This is a genomic window from Aldersonia sp. NBC_00410, assembly GCF_026342035.1.
Taxonomy (GTDB): domain Bacteria; phylum Actinomycetota; class Actinomycetes; order Mycobacteriales; family Mycobacteriaceae; genus Aldersonia.
On sequence record NZ_JAPENM010000004.1, the window covers coordinates 366,962 to 388,445 of the forward strand.

At 68.3% G+C, this 21,484-nt stretch carries 22 protein-coding genes; 11 read left to right on the top strand and 11 right to left on the bottom strand.

What is annotated here, in order from left to right:
- Positions 1–223 precede the first annotated feature (223 nt).
- Together glyA and OG921_RS11905 are read right to left on the bottom strand one after the other, a co-directional pair.
- The gene (gene glyA / locus OG921_RS11900) at positions 224–1,519 is read right to left on the bottom strand and encodes a serine hydroxymethyltransferase (RefSeq protein ID WP_266112640.1); all 1,296 of its coding nucleotides are present in this window, start codon (positions 1,517–1,519) and stop codon (positions 224–226) included.
- Between the two features lie 23 nt (positions 1,520–1,542).
- Entirely contained in the window at positions 1,543–2,121 is a 579-nt protein-coding gene (locus tag OG921_RS11905) for a TetR/AcrR family transcriptional regulator (protein ID WP_266112641.1), read from the bottom strand.
- Between the two features lie 111 nt (positions 2,122–2,232).
- Between OG921_RS11905 and OG921_RS11910 the strand changes: the two genes are divergently transcribed.
- Positions 2,233–2,685 carry a PaaI family thioesterase gene (locus tag OG921_RS11910; protein ID WP_266112642.1) on the top strand — a complete coding sequence of 151 codons (453 nt, stop codon included), beginning with the start codon at positions 2,233–2,235 and terminating at the stop codon, positions 2,683–2,685.
- A 23-nt stretch (positions 2,686–2,708) separates the two neighbouring features.
- Here the strand turns inward: OG921_RS11910 and OG921_RS11915 are convergent, their stop codons facing one another.
- Complete coding sequence (locus OG921_RS11915) at positions 2,709–3,923, bottom strand: DUF885 domain-containing protein (protein WP_266112643.1); 1,215 nt, start codon at positions 3,921–3,923, stop codon at positions 2,709–2,711.
- 150 nt (positions 3,924–4,073) lie between these two features.
- Here OG921_RS11915 and coaA point away from each other — a divergent pair, with 150 nt between their 5' ends.
- A complete protein-coding gene (coaA, locus tag OG921_RS11920) occupies positions 4,074–5,006 on the top strand; it encodes a type I pantothenate kinase (protein WP_266112806.1) in 933 nt (310 codons plus the stop codon).
- On the opposite strand, the gene OG921_RS11925 is transcribed toward coaA, so the two are convergent.
- Positions 4,978–5,613, bottom strand: a complete 636-nt coding sequence (locus tag OG921_RS11925; protein WP_266112644.1) for a hypothetical protein — start codon at positions 5,611–5,613, stop codon at positions 4,978–4,980. The two genes, coaA and OG921_RS11925, sit on opposite strands and share 29 nt — an antisense overlap.
- A 59-nt stretch (positions 5,614–5,672) precedes the next feature.
- Positions 5,673–6,440: an isoprenyl transferase gene (locus OG921_RS11930; protein ID WP_266112645.1), complete on the bottom strand. Its 768-nt coding sequence runs from the start codon at positions 6,438–6,440 to the stop codon at positions 5,673–5,675.
- A gap of 146 nt (positions 6,441–6,586) precedes the next feature.
- On the opposite strand from OG921_RS11930, the gene OG921_RS11935 reads away from it, so the two are divergent.
- The 3 genes from OG921_RS11935 (at position 6,587) to OG921_RS11945 (ending at position 9,336) form a co-directional block, all read left to right on the top strand.
- Positions 6,587–7,027: an SRPBCC family protein gene (locus OG921_RS11935; protein ID WP_266112646.1), complete on the top strand. Its 441-nt coding sequence runs from the start codon at positions 6,587–6,589 to the stop codon at positions 7,025–7,027.
- Positions 7,020–8,597, top strand: a complete 1,578-nt coding sequence (locus OG921_RS11940) for an NAD(P)/FAD-dependent oxidoreductase (RefSeq protein ID WP_266112648.1) — start codon at positions 7,020–7,022, stop codon at positions 8,595–8,597. The genes OG921_RS11935 and OG921_RS11940 overlap by 8 nt, the downstream gene beginning before the upstream one ends.
- Positions 8,598–8,667: 70 nt before the next feature.
- Entirely contained in the window at positions 8,668–9,336 is a 669-nt protein-coding gene (locus tag OG921_RS11945; RefSeq protein WP_266112649.1) for a hemolysin III family protein, read from the top strand.
- 13 nt (positions 9,337–9,349) lie between these two features.
- Here OG921_RS11945 and OG921_RS11950 read toward each other — a convergent pair whose 3' ends face one another.
- From OG921_RS11950 to mca, 3 genes are read right to left on the bottom strand one after another with little or no spacing between them, the layout of a single operon-like run.
- Positions 9,350–11,392 (bottom strand): thioredoxin domain-containing protein, encoded by a 2,043-nt coding sequence (locus OG921_RS11950; protein ID WP_266112807.1) that lies wholly within the window; start codon positions 11,390–11,392, stop codon positions 9,350–9,352.
- Complete coding sequence (locus tag OG921_RS11955) at positions 11,385–11,696, bottom strand: hypothetical protein (RefSeq protein ID WP_266112651.1); 312 nt, start codon at positions 11,694–11,696, stop codon at positions 11,385–11,387. Before OG921_RS11955 ends, OG921_RS11950 begins: the two co-directional genes overlap by 8 nt.
- Positions 11,693–12,571, bottom strand: a complete 879-nt coding sequence (gene mca / locus OG921_RS11960) for a mycothiol conjugate amidase Mca (RefSeq protein ID WP_266112652.1) — start codon at positions 12,569–12,571, stop codon at positions 11,693–11,695. Before mca ends, OG921_RS11955 begins: the two co-directional genes overlap by 4 nt.
- A 132-nt stretch (positions 12,572–12,703) precedes the next feature.
- On the opposite strand from mca, the gene OG921_RS11965 reads away from it, so the two are divergent.
- On the top strand, positions 12,704–13,129 hold the full coding sequence (locus tag OG921_RS11965) for a DUF4307 domain-containing protein (RefSeq protein WP_266112653.1): 426 nt from the start codon (positions 12,704–12,706) through the stop codon (positions 13,127–13,129).
- A 246-nt stretch (positions 13,130–13,375) separates the two neighbouring features.
- Positions 13,376–13,870 (top strand): transcription elongation factor GreA, encoded by a 495-nt coding sequence (greA, locus tag OG921_RS11970; RefSeq protein ID WP_266112654.1) that lies wholly within the window; start codon positions 13,376–13,378, stop codon positions 13,868–13,870.
- A gap of 63 nt (positions 13,871–13,933) precedes the next feature.
- Here greA and OG921_RS11975 read toward each other — a convergent pair whose 3' ends face one another.
- Positions 13,934–15,106, bottom strand: a complete 1,173-nt coding sequence (locus OG921_RS11975; protein WP_266112655.1) for a cystathionine gamma-synthase — start codon at positions 15,104–15,106, stop codon at positions 13,934–13,936.
- Positions 15,107–15,248: 142 nt separating this feature from the next.
- On the opposite strand from OG921_RS11975, the gene OG921_RS11980 reads away from it, so the two are divergent.
- On the top strand, positions 15,249–15,728 hold the full coding sequence (locus OG921_RS11980; RefSeq protein WP_266112656.1) for a hypothetical protein: 480 nt from the start codon (positions 15,249–15,251) through the stop codon (positions 15,726–15,728).
- Positions 15,729–15,749: 21 nt separating this feature from the next.
- Here the strand turns inward: OG921_RS11980 and OG921_RS11985 are convergent, their stop codons facing one another.
- Entirely contained in the window at positions 15,750–17,135 is a 1,386-nt protein-coding gene (locus OG921_RS11985) for a cystathionine beta-synthase (protein ID WP_266112657.1), read from the bottom strand.
- 139 nt (positions 17,136–17,274) lie between these two features.
- On the opposite strand from OG921_RS11985, the gene OG921_RS11990 reads away from it, so the two are divergent.
- From OG921_RS11990 to OG921_RS12000, 3 genes are all read left to right on the top strand, one after another.
- On the top strand, positions 17,275–18,279 hold the full coding sequence (locus tag OG921_RS11990; protein WP_266112658.1) for an SGNH/GDSL hydrolase family protein: 1,005 nt from the start codon (positions 17,275–17,277) through the stop codon (positions 18,277–18,279).
- A gap of 71 nt (positions 18,280–18,350) precedes the next feature.
- Positions 18,351–19,568, top strand: coding sequence for an acetyl-CoA C-acetyltransferase (locus OG921_RS11995; protein ID WP_266112659.1), 1,218 nt, complete (start codon positions 18,351–18,353; stop codon positions 19,566–19,568).
- 124 nt (positions 19,569–19,692) lie between these two features.
- Positions 19,693–20,571 carry a hypothetical protein gene (locus tag OG921_RS12000; protein ID WP_266112660.1) on the top strand — a complete coding sequence of 293 codons (879 nt, stop codon included), beginning with the start codon at positions 19,693–19,695 and terminating at the stop codon, positions 20,569–20,571.
- Positions 20,572–20,617: 46 nt separating this feature from the next.
- Here the strand turns inward: OG921_RS12000 and OG921_RS12005 are convergent, their stop codons facing one another.
- On the bottom strand, positions 20,618–21,475 hold the full coding sequence (locus OG921_RS12005; RefSeq protein WP_266112661.1) for a Bax inhibitor-1/YccA family protein: 858 nt from the start codon (positions 21,473–21,475) through the stop codon (positions 20,618–20,620).
- Positions 21,476–21,484: the final 9 nt, after the last annotated feature.

A 21,484-nucleotide genomic window follows, 5' to 3' on the forward strand; every position in this document is an offset into this window, starting at 1 on the left:
CGCTGGACCGGTCCGTCCTGTTGTGCCCGAGGGCACGAGGGCCGGGTGCCGGCCCCCTCGCACTGAATAGCTCAGTCACGATCAAGACCTCCCGCACAGGCGGCTTCCCCGCTACCTGTACTGCGAACGGTAATACCAAACCGGTCGCTCGGCCCGTCGAGGCAAACGCGTGTCGGTGAACAACTTATTAACGGGCGCCACGCGCGCCACAGCGGCGGGCGTCTCAGCCGAGCAGGTTCCAGTCCTCGAGGCCGGCGTAGAGCGGGTACTGCCGAGCCAGTGCGGTGACCCGGCCGCGCAACGTCTCGACGTCGGAAGCGCCGGTCAATGTGGTGGCGATGATGTCGGCGACCTCGGTGAACGCGGCGTCGTCGAAGCCACGGGTGGCGAGCGCAGGCGTGCCGATGCGCAGGCCGGAGGTGACCATCGGCGGGCGCGGGTCGAACGGCACCGCGTTGCGGTTCACCGTGATGCCGACCTCGTGCAGCGCGTCCTCGCCCTGCTGACCGTCGAGTTCGGAATTGCGCAGATCGACCAGGACCAGATGCACGTCGGTCCCGCCGGTGAGCACCGTGATGCCCTTGCCCGCGACATCCGCGGCGCCGAGACGCTCGGCGAGAATCTTCGCTCCCGACAGCGTCCGCTCCTGCCGGCCCTTGAACTCGTCGGTACCGGCGACCTTGAGCGAAACGGCCTTGGCGGCGATCGCGTGCATGAGCGGACCGCCCTGCTGGCCCGGGAAGACCGCCGAGTTGAGCTTCTTGGCGAACTCCTGCTTGGCCAGGATGATGCCCGAGCGCGGGCCGCCGAGCGTCTTGTGCACGGTCGAGGACACGACATCGGCGTGCGGCACGGGCGAGGGATGCAGCCCGGCGGCGACCAGCCCGGCGAAATGCGCCATGTCGACCCACAGGTACGCGCCGACCTCGTCGGCGATCTCGCGGAATGCGGCGAAGTCGAGGTGGCGCGGGTAGGCCGACCAGCCCGCGACGATCACCTTCGGGCGCGCCTCGAGGGCGATCTTGCGCACCTCGTCCATGTCGATGCGGTGATCTTCCTTGCTCACGCCGTAGGCGTGCACCTCGTACAGCTTGCCGGAGAAGTTCAGCCGCATGCCGTGCGTGAGGTGGCCGCCGTGGGCGAGGTCGAGACCGAGCAGCTTCTCGCCCGGGTTCATCAATGCCATCAGCACCGCGGCGTTGGCCTGCGCGCCGGAATGCGGCTGCACATTGGCGAATTCGGCGCCGAACAGCCCCTTGGCGCGCTCGCGAGCGAGGTTTTCGACGACGTCGACGTGTTCGCAACCGCCGTAGTAGCGCCGACCGGGATAGCCCTCGGCGTACTTGTTGGTGAGCACGCTGCCCTGTGCCTGCAACACCGCGCGCGGGACAAAGTTCTCCGACGCGATCATCTCGAGGGTGTCGCGCTCACGGGCGAGTTCGCCCGCCATCGCGGCAGCAACCTCGGGATCGAGCTCACCGAGCGACTGGGAATTGACTGAGGCCGTCGTCTGCGTCACGCGGACAGTGTATTGGGCGCAGGTCAGTGGCTTGCACGGGGATCGGCGCTCAGCAGCGCAAGCAGGTTCGCCTCGGCGTCGTCGAGAGGTTGCGTGGACTTGCGAGCCCGCGCGACCACGATCGCGCCCTCGACCGAACTGATCACGAAACTCGCCGTCGACCGTGCCCGCTCGGCCGGCAGACCGTCCTCGGCCAGGGCCTCGGCGAGCCGATCGATCCAGGCGGTGAATGCACCCGCGGCGGCGGCTTGGACCGGCGGATCCGACTCGGCCAGCGCCGCGCCCATGAGCGGGCACCCGGTCGCGTACGAGCGGCTCTGCAGCGTCCGCCGCCAGTAGCCGATCATCGATCGAATCCAGTCGGCGGGACCACCGGTGCCGACGATCTTGTCGATGATGCCCGCCATCCGTTCGCCGGCCACCTCCGTCGCGGCCACGACGAGCTCGCTCTTTCCGGACGGAAAATGCTGGTAGAGCGAGTTGCGCGAGGTGTTCGTCCGGTCGAGCAACTCGGCCAGGCCCGCGCCGTGCACGCCCTGCTCGCGGACCAGCGCGATCGTGCCGTCGATCAACCGTTCGCGCGGTCCGGCAACCTCGCTCATGGGCTCCTCCTGACGCTGGGCTTACATAGGAACACGACTTGCGTGAACCGATCGGTCCATGTTCAATTGTGGCAGATGTGGACCGATCGGTTCAAGGAAAGGACCCAACTCATGACCAGTTCCGAAACGGTCGATCTCGCCGCGATGTCCGGACTCGAGGTGTTGCGCACCGCGATGACGATGGCGGACCGCCCACCCTTCATCGGCGATCTACTCGGCATCGAGCTCGACGAGATCGAACACGGCAAGGTGGTGTTCGGGCTGACGACCCGACCCGAGTTCGCCAACCCGCTGGGCACGACGCACGGCGGCATCTGCGCCACGCTGCTCGACTCGGTGATGGGCTGCTCGGTGCACACCACGCTCGAGGCGGGCGTCGGCTACACAACCCTGGAATTGAAGGTCAACTACATCCGAGCCGTGCCGACAAACGGTCGTCGGCTCACCGCGACCGGCACCACGATCCATGTCGGGCGCACCACCGCGACCGCCGAGGGCCGGGTCGTCGACGATCAGGGACGCCTCGTCGCCCACGGCACCACCACGTGCGCGATCTTCCGCTGAGCGGAGCGGAATCCGGCAGGCGGCTAGTTCGGTGAGCTCATCCGCCGGACCGCGCCCGGGGTGAGCGGCTCGTCGAGCAGCCGGCGAAACCGCTCCGACCGCTCATCGATATCGCCGGACCCGTCGAGCCAGCCGCCGAGCAGCCGGTAGCCCTCGACGTAGGTGCTGATGTAGGCCCGCCACAACGGCGAGGACAGGAACCGCAACTGCTGCCGTGCCCGCTCCGGGGTCGCCAGCGACCAGTGCTGGATGAACTCGGCAACCTCGTCGACGCTGCGCCCCCGGTCGTGCAGCAGCAGCGCAGCGTCTTGTCGCACGCCGAGCAATTTCGCCGAGGCGGCCGAAAGCGCTTCGGCGCGTTCCCCGTCGAAGCGCAGACCGAGATCGGCGTAGATCTCCTGCGCCCACTTACCCCAGTGGGTTGGCACGATCGATTTCAGCGCCAGGTCGGCCAGCCCTTCGGCCATCAGGCACTGCGGCGTGTTCACCAGGAACAACTGCTGCTCGAGCTGGCCGTCCCCGACGAGACCGGCCTCCTTGCGGCAGTGCTCGGTGTGATGGCCCGGGTAGGACTCGTGCGCGATCAGGTGCGGCAGGTTCGCCATGTGTTGCTTGAGGTCGGAATTGATCGCGACCCGCGAGCGGAAGTCGCCGAGGTAGTAATTGAACCCCGACCAGGGCTTGTCACCGACCACCTCGTACTCGACCCGTTCCGTGTCGGGCAGCGGGTACTTCGCGCGGACCAGATCGCGCAGCGCGCTGGAGAACGCGTCGACGCACTCGGACAGCCGCTCCGGCGGGATCTCGTCCGCTTTGCGCTGGGCCTGCACCCGTTCGGCGAGCGTGTCACCGGTGCCGGTCGCCAGCACCTCGTCCATCAGCCGGTGCGCCTCGCGATACTCGGCCTCGTCACCGACCTCGATCCGGACGTCGAAGTAGGCCTGCACCTCATCGACGAAGCCGATCTCGTCACCTGCGAACTTGCGCGCCGAGCACTCCAGCGCACGCAGGTGGACATCGAGAAACTCCGCGCGCGGCGCCGCCAACCCACTCGATGCCACCTCGTCGCGCAGTTTCGCCGCCCGGCGGGCGAGTTCGCGCGGCTGCGGCGCGGGCGCGTTCTGCACGGCGTGACGCAGCTGCGGGTCGCCCGTATAGGCGTCGACGAAACCCTCCTCGAGCCGGTCGAACGCCAGCCCAAGCTGCAGGTATTCGCGAACCAGAACATCGGAATCCATGCCCGCGACCCTATCGCCACCTCGCAGTGGTGAGCATCCGCACAACGGCAGGAGCGACCCTGATCACGCGCGCCGGGACGGTACCGAGCACAATCCGACTATGCGACAGGTCCCGACCGGTACCGAGCGCGCGGAGCATCGGGTATGCGTATGCCGCGGGTGAGTGAACCGAGCCCCTACGTCGAATTCGACCGCAAGCAGTGGCGTGAGCTGCGCCGGTCGACGCCGCTGGTGCTCACCGAGGAAGAACTCATCGGCCTGCGCGGCCTCGGCGAACAGATCGACCTCGAGGAAGTCGCCGAGGTCTATCTCCCGCTGGCCCGACTCATCCACCTCCAGGTCGCGGCCCGGCAGCGACTGTTCGCCGCCACCGCCACCTTCCTCGGCGAGTCACATCCGGACCAGCAGGTGCCGTTCGTCATCGGTGTCGCCGGCAGCGTCGCCGTCGGCAAATCCACCACCGCCCGTGTGCTGCAAGCACTACTGGCGCGGTGGGAGCACCACCCCCGGGTCGATCTCGTCACCACCGACGGCTTCCTCTACCCCACGTCGGAGCTGCAGCGCCGCGGCATCATGCACCGCAAGGGATTTCCGGAGAGCTACAACCGCCGCAAGCTGCTGCGCTTCGTCACCGAGGTGAAATCCGGTGCCGCCGAGGTTGTCGCGCCGGTCTACTCGCACATCTCCTACGACATCGTGCCCGGGCAGTACCACCTGATCCGGCAGCCGGACATCCTGATCATCGAGGGGTTGAACGTGCTGCAGACCGGCCCGCGGTTGATGGTGTCGGATCTGTTCGACTTCTCGATCTACGTCGACGCCAGGATCGAGGACATCGAGAAGTGGTACGTGCGCCGCTTTCTCGCGCTGCGGGGGACGTCGTTCGCCGATCCGCAGGCGCATTTCCACCATTACGCCGGGCTGTCCGACGACGCGGCCACGATTGCCGCAGAAGAACTGTGGCACAACATCAATCGGCCCAACCTGGTCGAGAACATCCTGCCGACCCGGCCACGCGCAACGCTGGTGCTGCGCAAGGACGCCGATCACGCGATCAATCGGCTGCGGCTGCGGAAGTTGTAGCGATACCGGAAGCGTCATCCGGGGCGGATGGTGCCGACCAGGCCCGGTCGATCTGATCGATCACGTCGATCGTGCGGGCCGCCTCGATATGCGGCTTGTGGATCTCCTTGGCGATGTAGCGCGCGACGAACCGTTTGATCTCGTCGTCCACGCTGCCGAGCGCGCGCAGCACCGAGCCACGCAACGTCTCCGCGCGCACGTCGATGTGCACGTCGCGGACGTCGGGCTCGTCCACGTCGATGAGCACCCGCAGCGGCTCCGCGGCACGCACCGTCAGCCGTAGCGCGACATCCCCGTCGACGTCGAATCGCTGCTTGTCCACCGACAGGTCGATAAGCAGGTGCAGCCGGATCGGGATCGACAGATCGAAGCTGATGGTCTCGCCGTCGTCGCGGACCAACGTCGGCGAACCCACGTGCACTCGCGCCGAGACCTTGACCAGTCGGCCCGGACCCGCGCCGATCGGGCCGAAGTCGAACGAACTACCGGCCAGTTGACCGAATGCCGCCGCGACGCGTTCGGGTGAGACGGCCAGTTCGAAGAACCGGCGGCCGAAACTCTCGTAGGAGATGTAGCCCGCATCGTCGCGGTGATTCGGTTGCGCCACATGGCGAAGGCTACGCCAGTGTCGGATTGGTGTGATCTCCCTACACCCGGCCGGTTGCGTCAGGCGCCGAAGCGCCGGTGCCGGGCGGCGTAGTCGCGCAGCGCCCGCAGGAAGTCCACGCGGCGGAACTCGGGCCAGTAGGCCTCGGTGAACCAGATCTCGGAGTACGCGCTCTGCCACAGCAGGAACCCGGAAAGCCGCTGTTCGCCCGAGGTCCGGATGACCAGGTCCGGATCCGGTTGCCCGCCGGTGTAGAGGTGCGCGTCGATCCCGTCGACGGTGATCTGCTGCACCAACTCGTCACCGCTGCAGCCGCCTGCAATCCGCTCGGCGAGCAGGGATTGCACCGCGTCGGCGATCTCCTGGCGTCCGCCGTAGCCGACCGCGACGTTGACATGCGTCCCGGTCCGCCCGGCGGTGCGGTCCGAAGCCTCCTTGAGCCGACGCGCCGACTCGGCGGGTAACAGGTCGAGCGCGCCGACGATCTTGACGCTCCAGTTGTTTTCCGGGCCGCTGATCTCCTCGACGACGTCGGTGATGATCTCGAGCAGCGAGTCGAGCTCGGACGGGTCGCGACGCAGGTTCTCGGTGGACAGCAGGTAGATGGTGGCCATCTCGATACCCGCCTGATCGCACCAGGACAGCAGTTCGGCGATTTTCAGCGCGCCCATCCGGTGCCCGTGGCTGACGTCGGTGAAGCCGTTCTCCCTGGCCCATCGGCGATTGCCGTCGCACATCACCGCCACGTGACGAGGGTGCTGCAGGCCGTCGAGCTGCCGAAGCAGGCGGCGCTCGTAGAGCTGGTAGAGCAACCCCCGCGCCTTCACCGCTGCGGCATCCCGGATCGCATCAACACGGATCTAGACCCTACGCCGACCGGATCCGCGGCCGTGCGACACATGGGCGCGCGTGCCGTTTCGGCGGTCGGTGCCTGGGTAATCCCGGCACAACCCACCCGCCTGGAGGACGCCTCATGCCGACGACAACCCATGACACCACCGCGTCGCCCGACGATGTCTGGGCCGTGCTGTCCGACGGATGGGTGTTCCCGCTCTGGGTGGTCGGCGCGGCACGCATCCGCGCCGTGGACGCCGACTGGCCGAACGAGGGCAGCCGCATCCACCATTCGGTCGGTCTGTGGCCGCTCCTACTCAACGACGAAACCCGTTCCCTCAGTTGCCATCCAGGCCGAGAACTGCGACTGGAGGCGCGGGCGCTGCCGCTCGGCCGGGCCGAGGTGCTGATCCGGTTGCACGACCTGCCGCGAGGCTGCCGCATCGAGATCATCGAACATTTCGTCAGCGTCCCACTGCGCGCGATTCCGCCCGCGGCCCAGCATGTCGCGGTGCATCCGCGCAACGTCGAGTCGCTGCGCCGGCTCGCGTTTCTCGCGGAGCGGTCCACCGGTGCCTGACACCGTCGACGCCGTGGTGATCGGCGCCGGCCCGAACGGACTGGTCGCGGCCGCGACGCTGGCCGATGCCGGCTGGGACGTGCTGGTGCTCGAGGCACAGTCCGAACCGGGTGGCGCGGTGCGCAGTGCCGAACTCTTCCCGGGGTACTGCTCCGATCTGTTCAGCGCGTTCTATCCGCTCGCGGTGGCGTCCCCGGTCCTGCGACGGCTCGACCTGGAAAGCCATGGTCTGCGATGGTCACGCGCACCGGTGGTGCTCGGTCACCCCCACGGCCCCGATGACGACGATGCCGTGCTGCTGCACCCCGACCCGGAACACACGGCCCGCGAACTTCGACGCCGCGACCCCCGCGACGGCGACGCCTGGCTACGGACGGTGGAGCGGTGGCGCACGCTGCGCGAGCCTCTACTGGCGGCGCTGCTCGACCCGTTCCCGCCGATCAAGGCAGGGCTCCGGCTCGCGCGCGCGACCGGGCGCAGCGAGATGTTGGACCTGGTTCGCTTTCTGATGCTGCCCGCCGGCCGGATGGCGCAGGAGCTGTTCGCGAGCGAAGCGGCTCGGCTGCTGATCCTCGGCAACGCGATGCACGCCGATGCTCCGCTCGATGCCGGTGGCAGCGGGGTGATGGGTTACCTGTTGACGATGCTCGCCCAGGACGGCGGATACCCGGTGCCGGTCGGCGGTGCGGGCGCACTGACCGCGGCGCTCGTGAGCCGCGCGGAAGCCGCGGGCGCCCAGGTGCGCTGCGCGACGCAGGTAGCGGCGATCGAGACCCGCTCGGGTGTTGCAACCGGCGTGCGAACCGCGGGCGGTGAGCTGATCTCGGCCCGGCGAGCGGTGATCGCCGACGTCTCCGCGCCGGCGCTCTACGACACGCTGCTGCGCGACGAGGACGTGCCGAGCGCCATCCGGTCGAAATTGCACACCTTCGAATGGGACACACCGACGGTCAAGGTGAACTACGCGCTGTCGCGTGCGATCCCGTGGCGTTCCGCCGGACTGACCGGCGCCGGAACGGTGCACCTCGGCGCCGACGAGCACGGCCTGCTGCGCTGGAACACCGACCTGAACACCGGTGTGCTGCCCGAATCGCCGTTCATGCTGTTCGGGCAGATGACCACTGCGGATCCGTCGCGCTCACCGGCGGGCACCGAAAGTGCCTGGGCCTACACCCATCTGCCGCGGGGCATTCATGACGACGACCACGCGGACGAGCTCGCGGCCCGGGTGGACCGGGTGCTCGAGGCGCATGCCCCCGGATTTCTCGACACCATCGTCGGCCGTTCGGTCCAGCGGCCGAGCGACCTCGAGGCCGCGAACGCGAACCTGCACGGCGGTGCCGTCAACGGCGGCACCTCGCAACTGCACCAGCAGCTCGTCTTTCGCCCCTTGCCGGGCCTCGCCGGTCCCGAAACGCCGGTGGCGAAACTGTATCTGGGCAGTTCAGCGGCGCACCCCGGTGGCGGCGTACACGGCGCCTGCGGCTTCGCGGCGGCGCATGCGGCCCTGGGTGGCGGGGCGCGGCGACGTACGCGGCGGGCACTGATGCGGTGGGTCGCCGGCGGCTGAGAGTGCGCTCGGCCAGTAGGCGACGGATAACCTACGGTACCGTAGGTTATCCCTCGACCCAGGAGCCGCTTTGACCGTTCTCGGCCTCGACGATCTGCCCGTCAAACCGCGCCTGCGGGGGTGGATCCACACCTGGGCCTTCGCGATTTCGGTGCTCACCGGGGTGGTGCTGGTCGTCACCGCAGTCGTGGTGGACTCCGCGGCGGCCGGCTGGGCGACGGGTGTCTACTCGCTGACGGTGTGCGGTGTCTTCGGGGTCAGCGCTGTGTATCACCGGGTGCACTGGCACAACCCGCGGCACCGGATCTGGATGAAGCGGGCGGATCACTCGATGATCTTCCTATTCATCGCAGGTAGCTACACACCGTTCGCGGTGCTCGGCCTGCCCCGCGAGACCGGTGTCGTGCTGCTCGCCGTGGTGTGGTCCGGCGCGGCGGCGGGCGTCGCGCTGAAGATGCTGTGGCCCGGCGCCCCGCGCTGGGTGGGCGTCCCGCTCTACCTGCTACTCGGCTGGGCCGTGCTGCCGGTGGCCGGCGAGCTGACCCATCAGGTGGGCGTCGCACCCATGGTGCTGTTGCTGATTGGTGGGCTGCTCTACAGCGGTGGGGCGATCCTGTACGCGACGCGCTGGCCCGACGTCTGGCCGCACACGTTCGGCCATCACGAGTTCTTCCATGCGGCGACGGTGCTGGCCGCGCTGTGCCACTACGCGGCCGTGTGGCTGGTCGTCCTGGGCTGACCCACGCGCGGAGTCAGCGGGCGAGCGCGGCGCGTAATTCCGCGACCGTCAGCACCGGCCGATCGCACACGAAACCGCGGCATACATACGCCGCGGCGGCCCCGGCGACCGGCGGCCGGTCGGCCAGCAACGGGGTCGAGTCCGCGGACCCGCCGACGATCACCGCTCCACCCGGTGCCGCGCTGCGCGCCTCGTCGAGCAGTTCGCTATCGCCGTTCGTCGCGCCTTCGGCGAGCGACACCGCCACCTGAATCGGTCCGCGCACGGCCGCCTCGGCGACGGTGAGCCAGTGCCCGGCCGACCGAGACGCCCGCGCGAGCACGACCGCGGCGCGGCGCAGCGTCACCTCGGCCAGTTCGCCATAGCGTCCCGCCGTCTCGGGGCCGGCGAGGCAGGACGCGGTGAGCAGCGCCTCGGCCAGTGCGGCAGCACCCGAAGGGGTCGCACCGTCGATCGGGTCACGAGGACGCGCGATGAGCACCTCGGCGTCGTCGGCGGTGTCGAACCAGGCACCCGGTTCTCCGTCGTCGGCGAAATGTGCGATGGCGGCGTCGAGCAATTCCTGCGCCCGCACGAGCCAGTCCGGCGCGCCGGTGGCCTGGTGCAGGGCGAGCAGTCCGGTCACGAACCACGCATAGTCCTCCAGCACACCCTCGGCACTGCCGACCACACCGCCGAGCGAGGCGCGCCGGACGCGCCCGTCGATCACGTGCACGTCGAGCAGGTGCTCGGCGCACCGCGCCGCGGCGCGCACCCACTCGTAGTGCCCGAGCGCCGCACCGGCCTCGGCGAGCGCGGTGATGGCCATGCCGTTCCACGCCGCGATCACCTTGTCGTCGCGCGCGGGCTGCGGCCGCCGGTCCCTTGCCACGCGCAGCGCCGTCCGGACCCGAGCGAACTGTTCGATGTCGGTCGGGTCGATCGGCAGTTGCAGCACCGAGGTGCCGTGCTCGAACGTGCCTGCGGCGGTGACCGCGAACACTTCGATCGCCCACGCGCCGTCATCGGGACCCAGCTCGGCAATCAACTCCGCGGGCGTCCACACGTAGGTCGCACCCTCGACCCCTTCGGCGTCCGGATCGACGATCGTGTCGGCGTCCAAGGCCGAAGCGTAGGCGCCCGCGTCGGTGACGAGGTCGGTGAACAGGAACTGCGCGATCTCCTCCGCGACGCGGTGCGCGAGCAGCGATCCGCCACGCCGGGCGAGGTGACCGTAGGCGCGTAGTAGCTGCGCGTTGTCGTAGAGCATCTTCTCGAAATGCGGGACCACCCAGCGGGTGTCGACCGCGTAGCGGGCGAACCCACCGGCGAGCTGGTCATAGATACCGCCACGAGCCATCGCCTCGGCGGTCCGCTCGACCGCGGCCAGCGTCTCGGTCGCGCCGGTGCGTTCGTAGCTGCGCAGCAACCCTTCGAGCAACGCCGACGGCGGGAACTTGGGTGCACCGCCGAAGCCGCCGTAGCTACGGTCCTCGTCGCGCAACACCGCGGCGACGGCATGGTCGAGCAACTCGGGGCCGATCGCGACGTCCACCGCTGGCAGCTCCCCCGCCCCCTGCCGCAGCGCCTCCACCACGCCGGCGGCCGCCTCGTGCACGTCGTCGCGCCGCGTCTGCCAGGTCTGTGCGATCGCCTCGATGAGCTGGGTGAACGACGGCATGCCGCCACGCGGAGTCTTCGGGTAGTACGTGCCGCAGTAGAACGGTTCGGCGGTCGGCGTGAGGAAGCACGTCATCGGCCAGCCGCCCTGGCCGGTCATCGCGACGGTCGCGTTCATGTACAGCGCGTCGATGTCCGGGCGTTCCTCCCGATCCACCTTGATGCAGACGAAATTCTCGTTCATCACCCGCGCGGTCGACTCGTCCTCGAACGACTCGTGCGCCATGACGTGGCACCAGTGACAGGCGGCGTACCCGACCGAGAGCAGGATCGGGACGTCGCGTTCGCGGGCCCAGGCCAGCGCGTCCTCGCTCCATTCCTGCCAGTGCACCGGGTTGCCGGCGTGCTGGCGCAGGTAGGGGCTCGTCGCGGCGGCGAGGGCGTTCGCGTTACGCAGAGTCGCCCCTCTCGCGGTTGCGTTCGGTTGCGTCGTTCGGACCTGCGTTGTGCTCGGCGGTCTCGGTTCCCGCCGCACCGCGGTCGGTCCCCTCGTCGGCGGCCTGGTCCGGCTCGGGATGCTCGGGCTCGAAGGTGTCCGGCAGCTTACGCAGCTGCTTGTTCATCGAACGGATCAGCAGCACCAGCCCGACGAGCAGGAACAACACGATCACGAGTCCGATCGGCGACGCCTTGCCGAACTCCGGTCCGGTCGGGTTCTGGGCCAACAGAATCGGAGATTGGGCGAGGACCTCGGCGATCATTGCACGCCGTTCGCGTCGATTCCGGCGAACAGGTCGTTCTCCGGGATCGCCGTGTGCACCCGGGTGTGCGCGAGTTCGAACTCCTCGGTCGGCCAGACCCGCACCTGCATGTCCATCGGGATCGCGAAGAAGGCGCCGTTCGGGTCGATCTGCGTCGCGTGCGCACGCAGCGCCTCGGCCCGGGCCGTGAAGTACTTGCCGCACTCGATCTGCGTGGTCACCCGCGCCATGATGTCGCCGTGCTCGGGCCGCCACCGATCCAGCCACTCCTGCATGGGGAACGGCTCGCCGTTTCGATCGAACTCTTCCTTGAGGAGCTCGAGCCGGCGCCGAATGAAGCCGTGGGTGTAGTAGATCTTCAGCGGCTCCCAGGGCTCGCCCGCGTCGGGGAACAGCGCCGGATTGCCCGCCGCCTCCCAGGCCGCCATCGACACCTCATGGCACCGGATGTGGTCCGGGTGCGGATAACCGCCGTTCTCGTCGTAGGTGATCATCACGTGCGGGCGAAACTCGCGCACCACCCGGACCAACGCCTCGGTCGCGATATCGAGCGGAACCAGCGCGAACGAGTCCTCGGGCAACGGTGGCAGCGGATCGCCTTCGGGCAGGCCGGAGTCGATGAAGCCGAGCCAGCGCTGCTGCACACCGAGCGCCCGCGCGGCCGCGGCCATCTCCTCGCGCCGGACCTCGATCATCCGGTCGGCGATACCGGGCAGGTCCATGGCCGGATTGAGCACCGATCCGCGCTCGCCACCGGTGAGGGTGACGACGAGGACGTCGTGCCCTTCATCCGCATAGCGGGCCATCGTGCCCGCGCCCTTGCTCGACTCGTCGTCGGGATGGGCGTGCACTGCCATGAGCCGTAGTCCGCTCACGTTTTCGTTCACCTCAGCTTTGTTTCTCTGCGCCGCGCCCGGCCGAAACTGCGGCGCATCTGCTCCCTATAGTTCCACTCGTTCACCTCGTCCATCAGCCTCACCCCCGTCACCTCGACGACCGGAGCTTTCATGACGCACGTCGGTCCCGCCGATCGCTACCCCTCCTCGGGTGGTCGACGACGTTCCTCGCGTGCGGTGATCGTGTTGCTCGGCGTGCTCGTCGTGGCGCTCGGACTCGGGATCGCCTATATCGGCTACCGCGAGTTCGGGGTGCAGGAAATCGAGGGCAAGCAGGTGTCGTTCGAAGTTGTCGACGATTCGACGCTGACCCTCGAACTCACGGTGACGAGGGAGGACCCGAGCAGGCCCGCGGTCTGCATCGTGCGGGCACGCTCCAAGGCAGGCGACGAGACCGGCCGACGCGAGATCTACGTGGCGCCCTCGCCCAGCGGAACGGTGCATTTCGATACGACGATCCGCACCACTCGCCCGCCCGTCATCGGCGAAGTTTACGGCTGCTCGTTCGACGTTCCTGCCTATCTCACAACCAGCTGATACGCCGCCGCGCAAGCCCAGCGGGGCGAGGATTTCCTGTGAGATCGGCAACTCGTGGTAGTATCGGCCGATACACGGTTCCGGGCAATCGGAGCCGTGTTTGCTGCATTGGCGGCAAATGCGTACCGGCACCGGCTTGTCATTTCGCGCGGTTTCGCCCCCCCAGGAGGCGGCCGCGCTGTGAACGAGCACTGCATGGGCGGGCAAGAACGTCTGCCGCCTCGAGACGATATAGGAGCATTCGAGATGACCGAGACCCAGGTGACCTGGCTGACTCCGGAATCGCACGACCGGCTCAAGGATGAGCTCGACCAGCTCATCGCCAATCGTCCGGTCATCGCCGCGGAGATCAACGAGCGACGTGAAGAAGGCGACCTCAAGGAGAACGGCGGCTACCACGCAGCGCGCGAGGAGCAGGGCCAGCAGGAGGCGCGAATTCGGCAGCTGCAGGAGTTGCTGAACAACGCGAAGGTCGGCGAGGCGCCGACCCAGTCCGGTGTCGCGCTGCCCGGCTCCGTGGTCAAGGTGTACTACGACGGTGACGAGGCAGACACCGAGACATTCCTCATCGCGACCCGTGAAGAAGGCCTGCGCGAGTCCAAGCTCGAGGTGTACTCGCCGAACTCGCCGCTGGGCGGGGCGCTCATCGACGCGAAGGTCGGCGAGACCCGCGAATACACGCTGCCCAACGGCAACACCATGAAGGTCACGCTGGTCAGCGCGGAGCCCTACCACAGCTGACATCGACTGAGAAACGCCCCGGACCGCTGGTCCGGGGCGTTTTTCGTTACCGCTGGGTGGCCTTCAGGCCAGTGCCTGCTCGAGATCCCCGACCAGGTCGGCTGCGTCCTCGATGCCCACCGAAAGGCGGACCAGGTCATCGGGCACCTCGAGCTCGGAGCCCGCGGTGGAGGCGTGCGTCATCGCGCCCGGGTGCTCGATCAGCGACTCGACACCACCGAGCGACTCGGCGAGGATGAACACCTCGGTGCGGGCGCACAGGTCGCGCGCCGCGCCGGCACCGTCGGCCAGCCGCACCGAGATCATCCCGCCGAACCGGCGCATCTGCTTCGCGGCGACGGCGTGGCCGGGATGCTCGGTGAGTCCCGGGTAGATCACCTGGGAGACCTTGGGATGACCGGTCAGGAACTCGACGACGGCCTCGGCATTGTCGCTGTGGCGGTCCATCCGCAGCGCCAGCGTCTTGATCCCGCGCAATGTCAGGTACGCGTCGAACGGGCCGGGCACCGCGCCCGCGCCGTTCTGCAGGAACGCGAACGCGGTATCGAGTTCTTCGTCGTCGGTGACCAGCGCGCCGCCGATGACATCCGAGTGCCCGCCGATGTACTTCGTCGTCGAGTGCAGCACCACATCGGCGCCGAGCAGCAACGGTTGCTGCAGGTACGGCGATGCGAAGGTGTTGTCCACCACCAGCTTTGCGCCGCTGCCGTGCGCGACATCGGCCAACGCCGCGATGTCACCGATATTGAGCAGCGGGTTTGTCGGCGTCTCCGCCCAGACCAGCTTGGTGTTCGGGCGCAGCTGCGCGCGAACCGCGTCGATATCGGAGATCGGAGCGACCGAGTATTCGATTCCCCACTGCGTGAAGACCTTGTCGATCAGCCGGAATGTACCGCCGTAGGCATCGTTCGGGATCACCAGGTGGTCGCCGGGTCGCAGCGCTGCACGCAGCAAGCAATCCGTCGCGGCCATCCCGGAACCGAACGCGCGACCGAAGGTGCCCGACTCGATGGCGGCGAGGTTCGCCTCCAGTACCCGACGGGTCGGGTTGCCGGTGCGGCCGTACTCGAACCCGTCGCGCAGGCCGCCCACGCCGTCCTGGGCGAAGGTCGAACTCGCGTAGATCGGCACGTTCACGGCGCCGGTCTGTGCGTCCGGGTCGAAGCCGGCGTGCACTGCGCGGGTCGAGAATCCTTGCCAGGATTCGCGGTTGGCCTTGCTGCGCTGCTCGCTCATGGCCGCCAGCATATGCCCCGGCAAACGCCGCCAATTCGCCCGGTGCACACGCCGTCCCACCGAAAATTCTCCCACCTACCGCGAGTTGGATCGATACAGCCGCTAACCTTCTTTCGTCGAGCGTCGTACGAGAGGGAACGTCATGCATCTGCCGAATTGGGCGTCGCGAACGTCGGTTCTGCGCGGTCTGACCGTGCTGTTCGTGGTCATCGCCGGACTGTTCGGCGCCATCGCGCCGGCGAATGCGGCACCGACGTTCACCACCGAGCTCGGCCAGGTGCAGACGTTGGCCAACGGCGCCATCATCTGCGGCGGCAGTCTGCGAGTGTGGGCATCGACCAACCCCGACTGGGGCGATCAAGCCATCCTGAACGTGCAGTCGGGCCCGCTGGCCGGCATCTCCGGCGGCTCGTCGTTGACCCCGATATGCAGCGTGGGCGTCAAGGTGGCGTGGCGCAACGTCACTACCGGTAAGACCGGCGAATGGAACTTCGTCCTGGTCGGCGGCTTTTACGGCAGCATCCAGTACGCGCTGTTCCAGCCGACCGGACGCGGACACGTCGTCACCGACGTCACTACGAGTTCGCCGAACCTGCCCGGTCACGGCGAATTCAACGTCTGACGAAACGCTCCTCAGCGCGGGTTAGCTGCTCGCGCTGAGGAACCCGAGCAGGTCGTGCCGGGTGATCACGCCGACCGGCTTGCCGTCGTCGACGACCATCAGGGCATCGGTGTCACCGAGTTCCTTGGTCGCCGCCGACACCAACTCCCCCGCACCGATCAACGGGAACGGCGGGCTCATGTGCTTGGCGACCGGGTCGGCGAGGTGGGCACGCCCCTCGAACACGGCGCTGAGCAGATCGCGCTCGCTCACACTGCCCTGGACCTCGCCCGCCATGATCGGCGGCTCGGCGCCGACCACCGGCATCTGGGAGACGCCGTACTCCCGCAGGATCTCGATGGCGTCGCGCAGCGTCTCGGACGGGTGGGTGTGCACCAGGTCCGGTAGATCGCCGGACTTTCCGCGCAACACATCACCCACCGTCGGCTCGTCGGTCTTGCCGTCCAGGCGCGAGCGCAGGAATCCGTAGGAGCGCATCCAGTCGTCGTTGAAGATCTTCGACAGGTAGCCGCGGCCGCCGTCCGGCAGCAGGACCACGACCAGCGCGTCCGGGCCTTCGCGTTCGGCAACCTCGAGCGCGGCGACGACTGCCATACCGCACGAGCCGCCGACGAGCAGGCCCTCCTCGCGGGCGAGGCGGCGGGTCATCTCGAACGAATCGGCGTCGGAGACCGCGATGATCTCGTCCGGAATGGCGGGGTCGTAGGCGCTCGGCCAGAAGTCCTCACCGACGCCCTCCACGAGATACGGCCGACCGGTGCCACCCGAGTAGACCGACCCCTCCGGGTCCGCGCCGACGACCTTGACCTTTCCGCCCGACACCTCCTTGAGGTAACGGCCGGCGCCGGTGATGGTCCCGCCGGTGCCGACGCCCGCCACGAAATGCGTCACCTTGCCGTCGGTATCGCGCCAGATCTCCGGCCCGGTCGTCTCGTAGTGGCTCTCCGGCCCGCCCGGGTTGGAGTACTGATCCGGCTTCCACGCGCCGTCGATCTCGCGGACCAGTCGGTCGGAAACGTTGTAGTAGCTGTCGGGGTGTTCCGGGGGCACCGCGGTCGGGCACACCACGACCTCGGCGCCGTACGCCTTGAGCACGTTGCGTTTGTCCTCGCCGACCTTGTCGGGGCAGACGAACACGCACTTGTAGCCACGCTGCTGAGCGACGAGCGCAAGCCCGATGCCGGTGTTACCGGACGTCGGCTCCACGATCGTGCCGCCGGGACGCAGCGCGCCGGACGCCTCCGCGGCGTCGACCATCTTCACCGCGATGCGGTCCTTCGAGCTACCGCCCGGGTTGAGGTACTCCACCTTGGCAGCCACCACGCCCGAGTTCGGCCGCACCACCGAAGAGAGCTTGACGAGCGGGGTGTTTCCGATGAGGTCGACGACATGATCAGCAATGTGCATGCCTTCATCGTCCCAGAACCCGCAGCCGGCGACTGCGTCCGGGCGGAGGAAAATCCACGCCGACACCGGCCCGGCGCAACGACTAGATTCGATTCTGGCCGGGCAGCACGTGTGAAGTGAGATCGAAGGGGTGAGGCCGATGACGCCCCGCTGGCGGACGGCGGCAATGACAGGTGCCGCGACGGTGGTGGCAGGTTCGGGAGCAGGGACGGCGTCCTGGGCGGCATACAAGCACCTGATGAGTCAGGCGGCCGCGGCGCGCGGTGTGATCGGACGCAATACGGCCAAGCCGCCCGAAGCCGATGGGATCTACACCCAGGGTGGCGGCCCGCCCGAACCCGCAGGTGCACCGTTCGACCTGCATCTGATGATCTTCGGCGACTCCACGGCCGCCGGCCTCGGCTGTGTGACCGCCGAGGAAGTACCCGGCGTGCGGATAGCGCGCGGGCTCGCCGAGGAGACCGGACGCCGAATCCGGTTGAGCACCAAGGCGATTTCCGGTGCCACGTCGAAGGGGCTCGCGGGGCAGGTGGACGCGATGTTCATCACCGGCGCGACCCCGGATGCGGCGGTGATCCTGGTCGGCGCCAACGACGTGACGAAGAAGCATTCGATTGCCGCGTCCGCCGGTCGGCTCGGCGACGCGGTGGGCCGACTGCATCACGCGGGCAGCGTTGTGGTCGTCGGCACCTGTCCCGACCTCGGTGTGGTCACCGCGATTCCGCAGCCGCTGCGCACCGTCGTGCGCAATTGGGGGCTGCGCCTTGCCCGTGCCCAGACGGAGGCGACGCGGGCTGCGGGTGGCCATCCGGTGGCGCTCGCGGATCTGCTCGCTCCCGAGTTTCTCGCGGCGCCGGACCGGTTCTTCTCCGCCGATCAATTCCATCCGTCTGCTGCGGGCTACGAACTCGCCGCCATGCAACTGTTGCCGGTTCTCGCCGCGGCGCTCGGTGAGTGGCACGGCGGCCCGGTTCCGGACGGACCGCGGTTGTCCGAGGCGGCCGAGCGACGCCGCACGAGCGCACGCACGATCGAGGCGCTGAACCGGTTCCTGCGCCGGCACGACGACACCGCGTCGGCGCAGACGGTCCTCGCGGTCGCCGATGCCGGACGGCACCGCAGCGGGTCGGCACGCGCGACGTAGTCTGACCACCGACCCCCCGTTGCTTTCGAAAGCACGAAGATTTCACACAGTTTCCGCAGAGGAGTATCGCCATGCCAGAGGCCGTAATCGTTTCCGCTGTGCGCTCGCCGATCGGCCGCGCCGGCAAGGGATCGCTCAAGGACGTCCGCCCCGATGATCTGGCCGCCCAGATGGTCGCCGCGGCCCTGGCGAAAGTGCCCGAGCTCGACCCCGCCGAGATCGATGACCTGATCCTGGGCTGCGGGCAGCCGGGCGGGCAGGCCGGCTTCAACATCGCCAAGGTCGTCGCCACCACGCTCGGCTACGACTTCGTGCCCGGTGTGACCGTGAACCGCTACTGCTCGTCCTCGCTGCAGACCACCCGGATGGCGATGCACGCGATCCGCGCCGGCGAGGGTGACGTGTTCATCTCGGCCGGCGTCGAGTCGGTGTCCAGCTTCCCCACCGGCAATGCCGACGGCTGGCCCAACACCCACAACGCGCGCTACGCCGATGCCGAGGCCCGCACCGCGACGACCGCGCAGGGCGGCGTCGACTGGCACGACCCCCGCGAGGACGGCGTGCTGCCCGATATCTACATCGCCATGGGCCAGACGGCCGAGAACGTCGCGTCCTTCTCCGGCATCTCCCGTGAGGACCAGGACCACTGGGGTGTGCGCAGCCAGAACCGCGCCGAGGACGCGATCAAGCGCGGCTTCTTCGAAAAGGAGATCACCCCGGTCACCCTCGCCGACGGCACCACCGTCACCACCGACGACGGCCCCCGCGCAGGGACCACCTACGAGAAGATCAGCCAGCTCAAGCCGGTCTTCCGCCCGGACGGCACCGTCACCGCCGGCAACGCGTGTCCGCTGAACGACGGCGCCGCAGCCCTGGTGATCATGTCCGACACCAAGGCCAAGGCACTCGGGCTGACCCCACTCGCGCGCGTCATCTCGACCGCCGCGACCGGCCTGTCCCCCGAAATCATGGGCCTGGGCCCGATCGAGGCGGTCAAGAAGGCGCTCGGCTACGCGAACTTGTCGATCTCCGACATCGACCTGTTCGAGATCAACGAGGCGTTCGCGGTGCAGGTGCTCGGCTCGGCCCGTGCGTTGAACATCGACGAGGACAAGCTGAACATCTCCGGCGGCGCGATCGCGCTCGGCCACCCGTTCGGCATGACCGGCGCCCGGATCACCAACACCCTGCTCAACAACCTGCGCGAGCAGGACAAGAGCATCGGCGTCGAAACCATGTGTGTCGGCGGTGGCCAGGGCATGGCGATGGTGCTCGAGCGCCTGAGCTGAATCTGGTTCCGTCGAGGGGGCGGTTGTCGGGTGAAGATCTCGCGATCTCGTCCGTTAACCGCCCCTTCGCCGTACCTGTGGATGGATCTCGGCGCGATTTGCCGAGACGCGTCATGCTCGCCCGATGGGGGCACGACCGTTTCGCGGATCCGACGCGCGACTGCGCGGTGAGCTGACCGAGCACCAACTGAGCCACGACTACACCCGCATCTACCGCGACGTCTATATCGCGAGGGGCGCGGAGATCGACGCGAAGGTGCGAGCCCTGGCCGCGTGGGAGTTTGCCGGTCCGGACGCGGTGCTGACCGGGTTGTCGGCTGCCGCACTGCACGGGGCGAAGTGGATCGATCCGTCTCGGCCTGCCGAACTGGTCAAACCATGCCACTTCGCCTCGCCCACGGGCCTCGTGGTTCGCCACTACGCGATTGCGCGGGACGAGATCCTTCGCCGCGCCGGAATCCGCCTCACTACCGAGGTCCGCACCGCGTTCGACCTGGGCCGCCTTGGCAACGGCGACGACGCGATCGTCCACCTCGACGCGTTGTGCAACGCGACCGGCCTGAAGCCGCTCGAGATCGCTGCGCTACTCGATCGGCATCGTGGCATGCGCGGGGTCGCGCGATTGCGCCGCAGCTTGCCGCTCGTCGACGGCGGCGCCGAATCGCCACCCGAGACCCGCACCCGCCTGGCGCTGGTTCGCGCCGGTCTGTCGCCGCCCGTAACCCAGGTCGTGGTCACCGACGAGCGGGGCCGATTCGTTGCTCGGGCGGACATGGGGTGGCCGAAGTGGCGCGTCCTCGTCGAGTATCAGGGCGAACAACATTGGACCGATCGTCGGCAGCGAGCCGGCGACATCGAGCGGTACGCCCGGCTCGAAGCATTGGGCTGGCGGGTCGTGCACGTCGGCGCAGAGTTGCTCGCCGATCGGCCTGCCGAACTCGTCGGTCGGGTGCGCACCATGCTTCGTGCCGCTGGATACGCCGACGGGGCGGTTGTCGGGTGAAGATCTCGTGACCTCCTCCGAGAACCGCCCCGTCGGGCAGTGCTTACTAGTCGCTCTGGAAGTAGCTCAGTAGCCGCAGGATCTCGACGTAGAGCCAGACCAGGGTCACCGTCAGACCGAGCGCGACGCTCCAGGCCGCCTTCTCCGGCGCGCGAGCACGGATGAGCTTGTCGGCCGCGTCGAAGTCGAGCAGGAAGCTGAACGCGGCAAGCCCGATGCAGACCAGGCTGAAGATGATCGCGACCGCACCACCATCACGCAGCCCGAGCCCGCCGTCGATGAAGAAGCTGGCGACCAGGTTGCCGAGCGCGAGGACGACGACACCGATCAGACCACCGATGATCATCCGCGTCAGGCGCGGGGTCACCCGGATCGCCCCGGTCTTGTAGACCACGAGCATGCCGAAGAACACGCCGAACGTGCCGAGCACCGCCTGAATGATCAGTTCACCGCCGCCGCTCCCACCGAACTCCACGTTGGTGAACATGAACGACAGCGCGCCGAGGAACACACCTTCGGCGGCGGCATAGCCGAGCACCAGCGCCGGGTTGTCCATCTTGCGGCCGAAGGTCGCGACGAGCACAAGCACCAGGCCGACGAGTCCGCCAACGATGACGAACGGGGTCGCCAGGTCGAGGTTCTGGTGCACGAGGACGTAGGAAACGATCGCGGTGATCGTGAGCAGGGCGAGGGTGATGCCGGTCTTCGTCACCACGTCGTCGATCGTCATGGATCGCGACTCGGGCGGAGCCTCGTACGACTGCGGCGGGTACTCGCCGTAGCCGGGCCCGGATCCGTATTGCTGCGTGACCTGGCCCGCGCCGGCGGCGCCGGAGCCGAACGTCGCGTACCCGCCACTGTCCTTGGGCAGGTTGCGGAACACCGGATTGGTGGTCGTGCGCACCGTGCACAT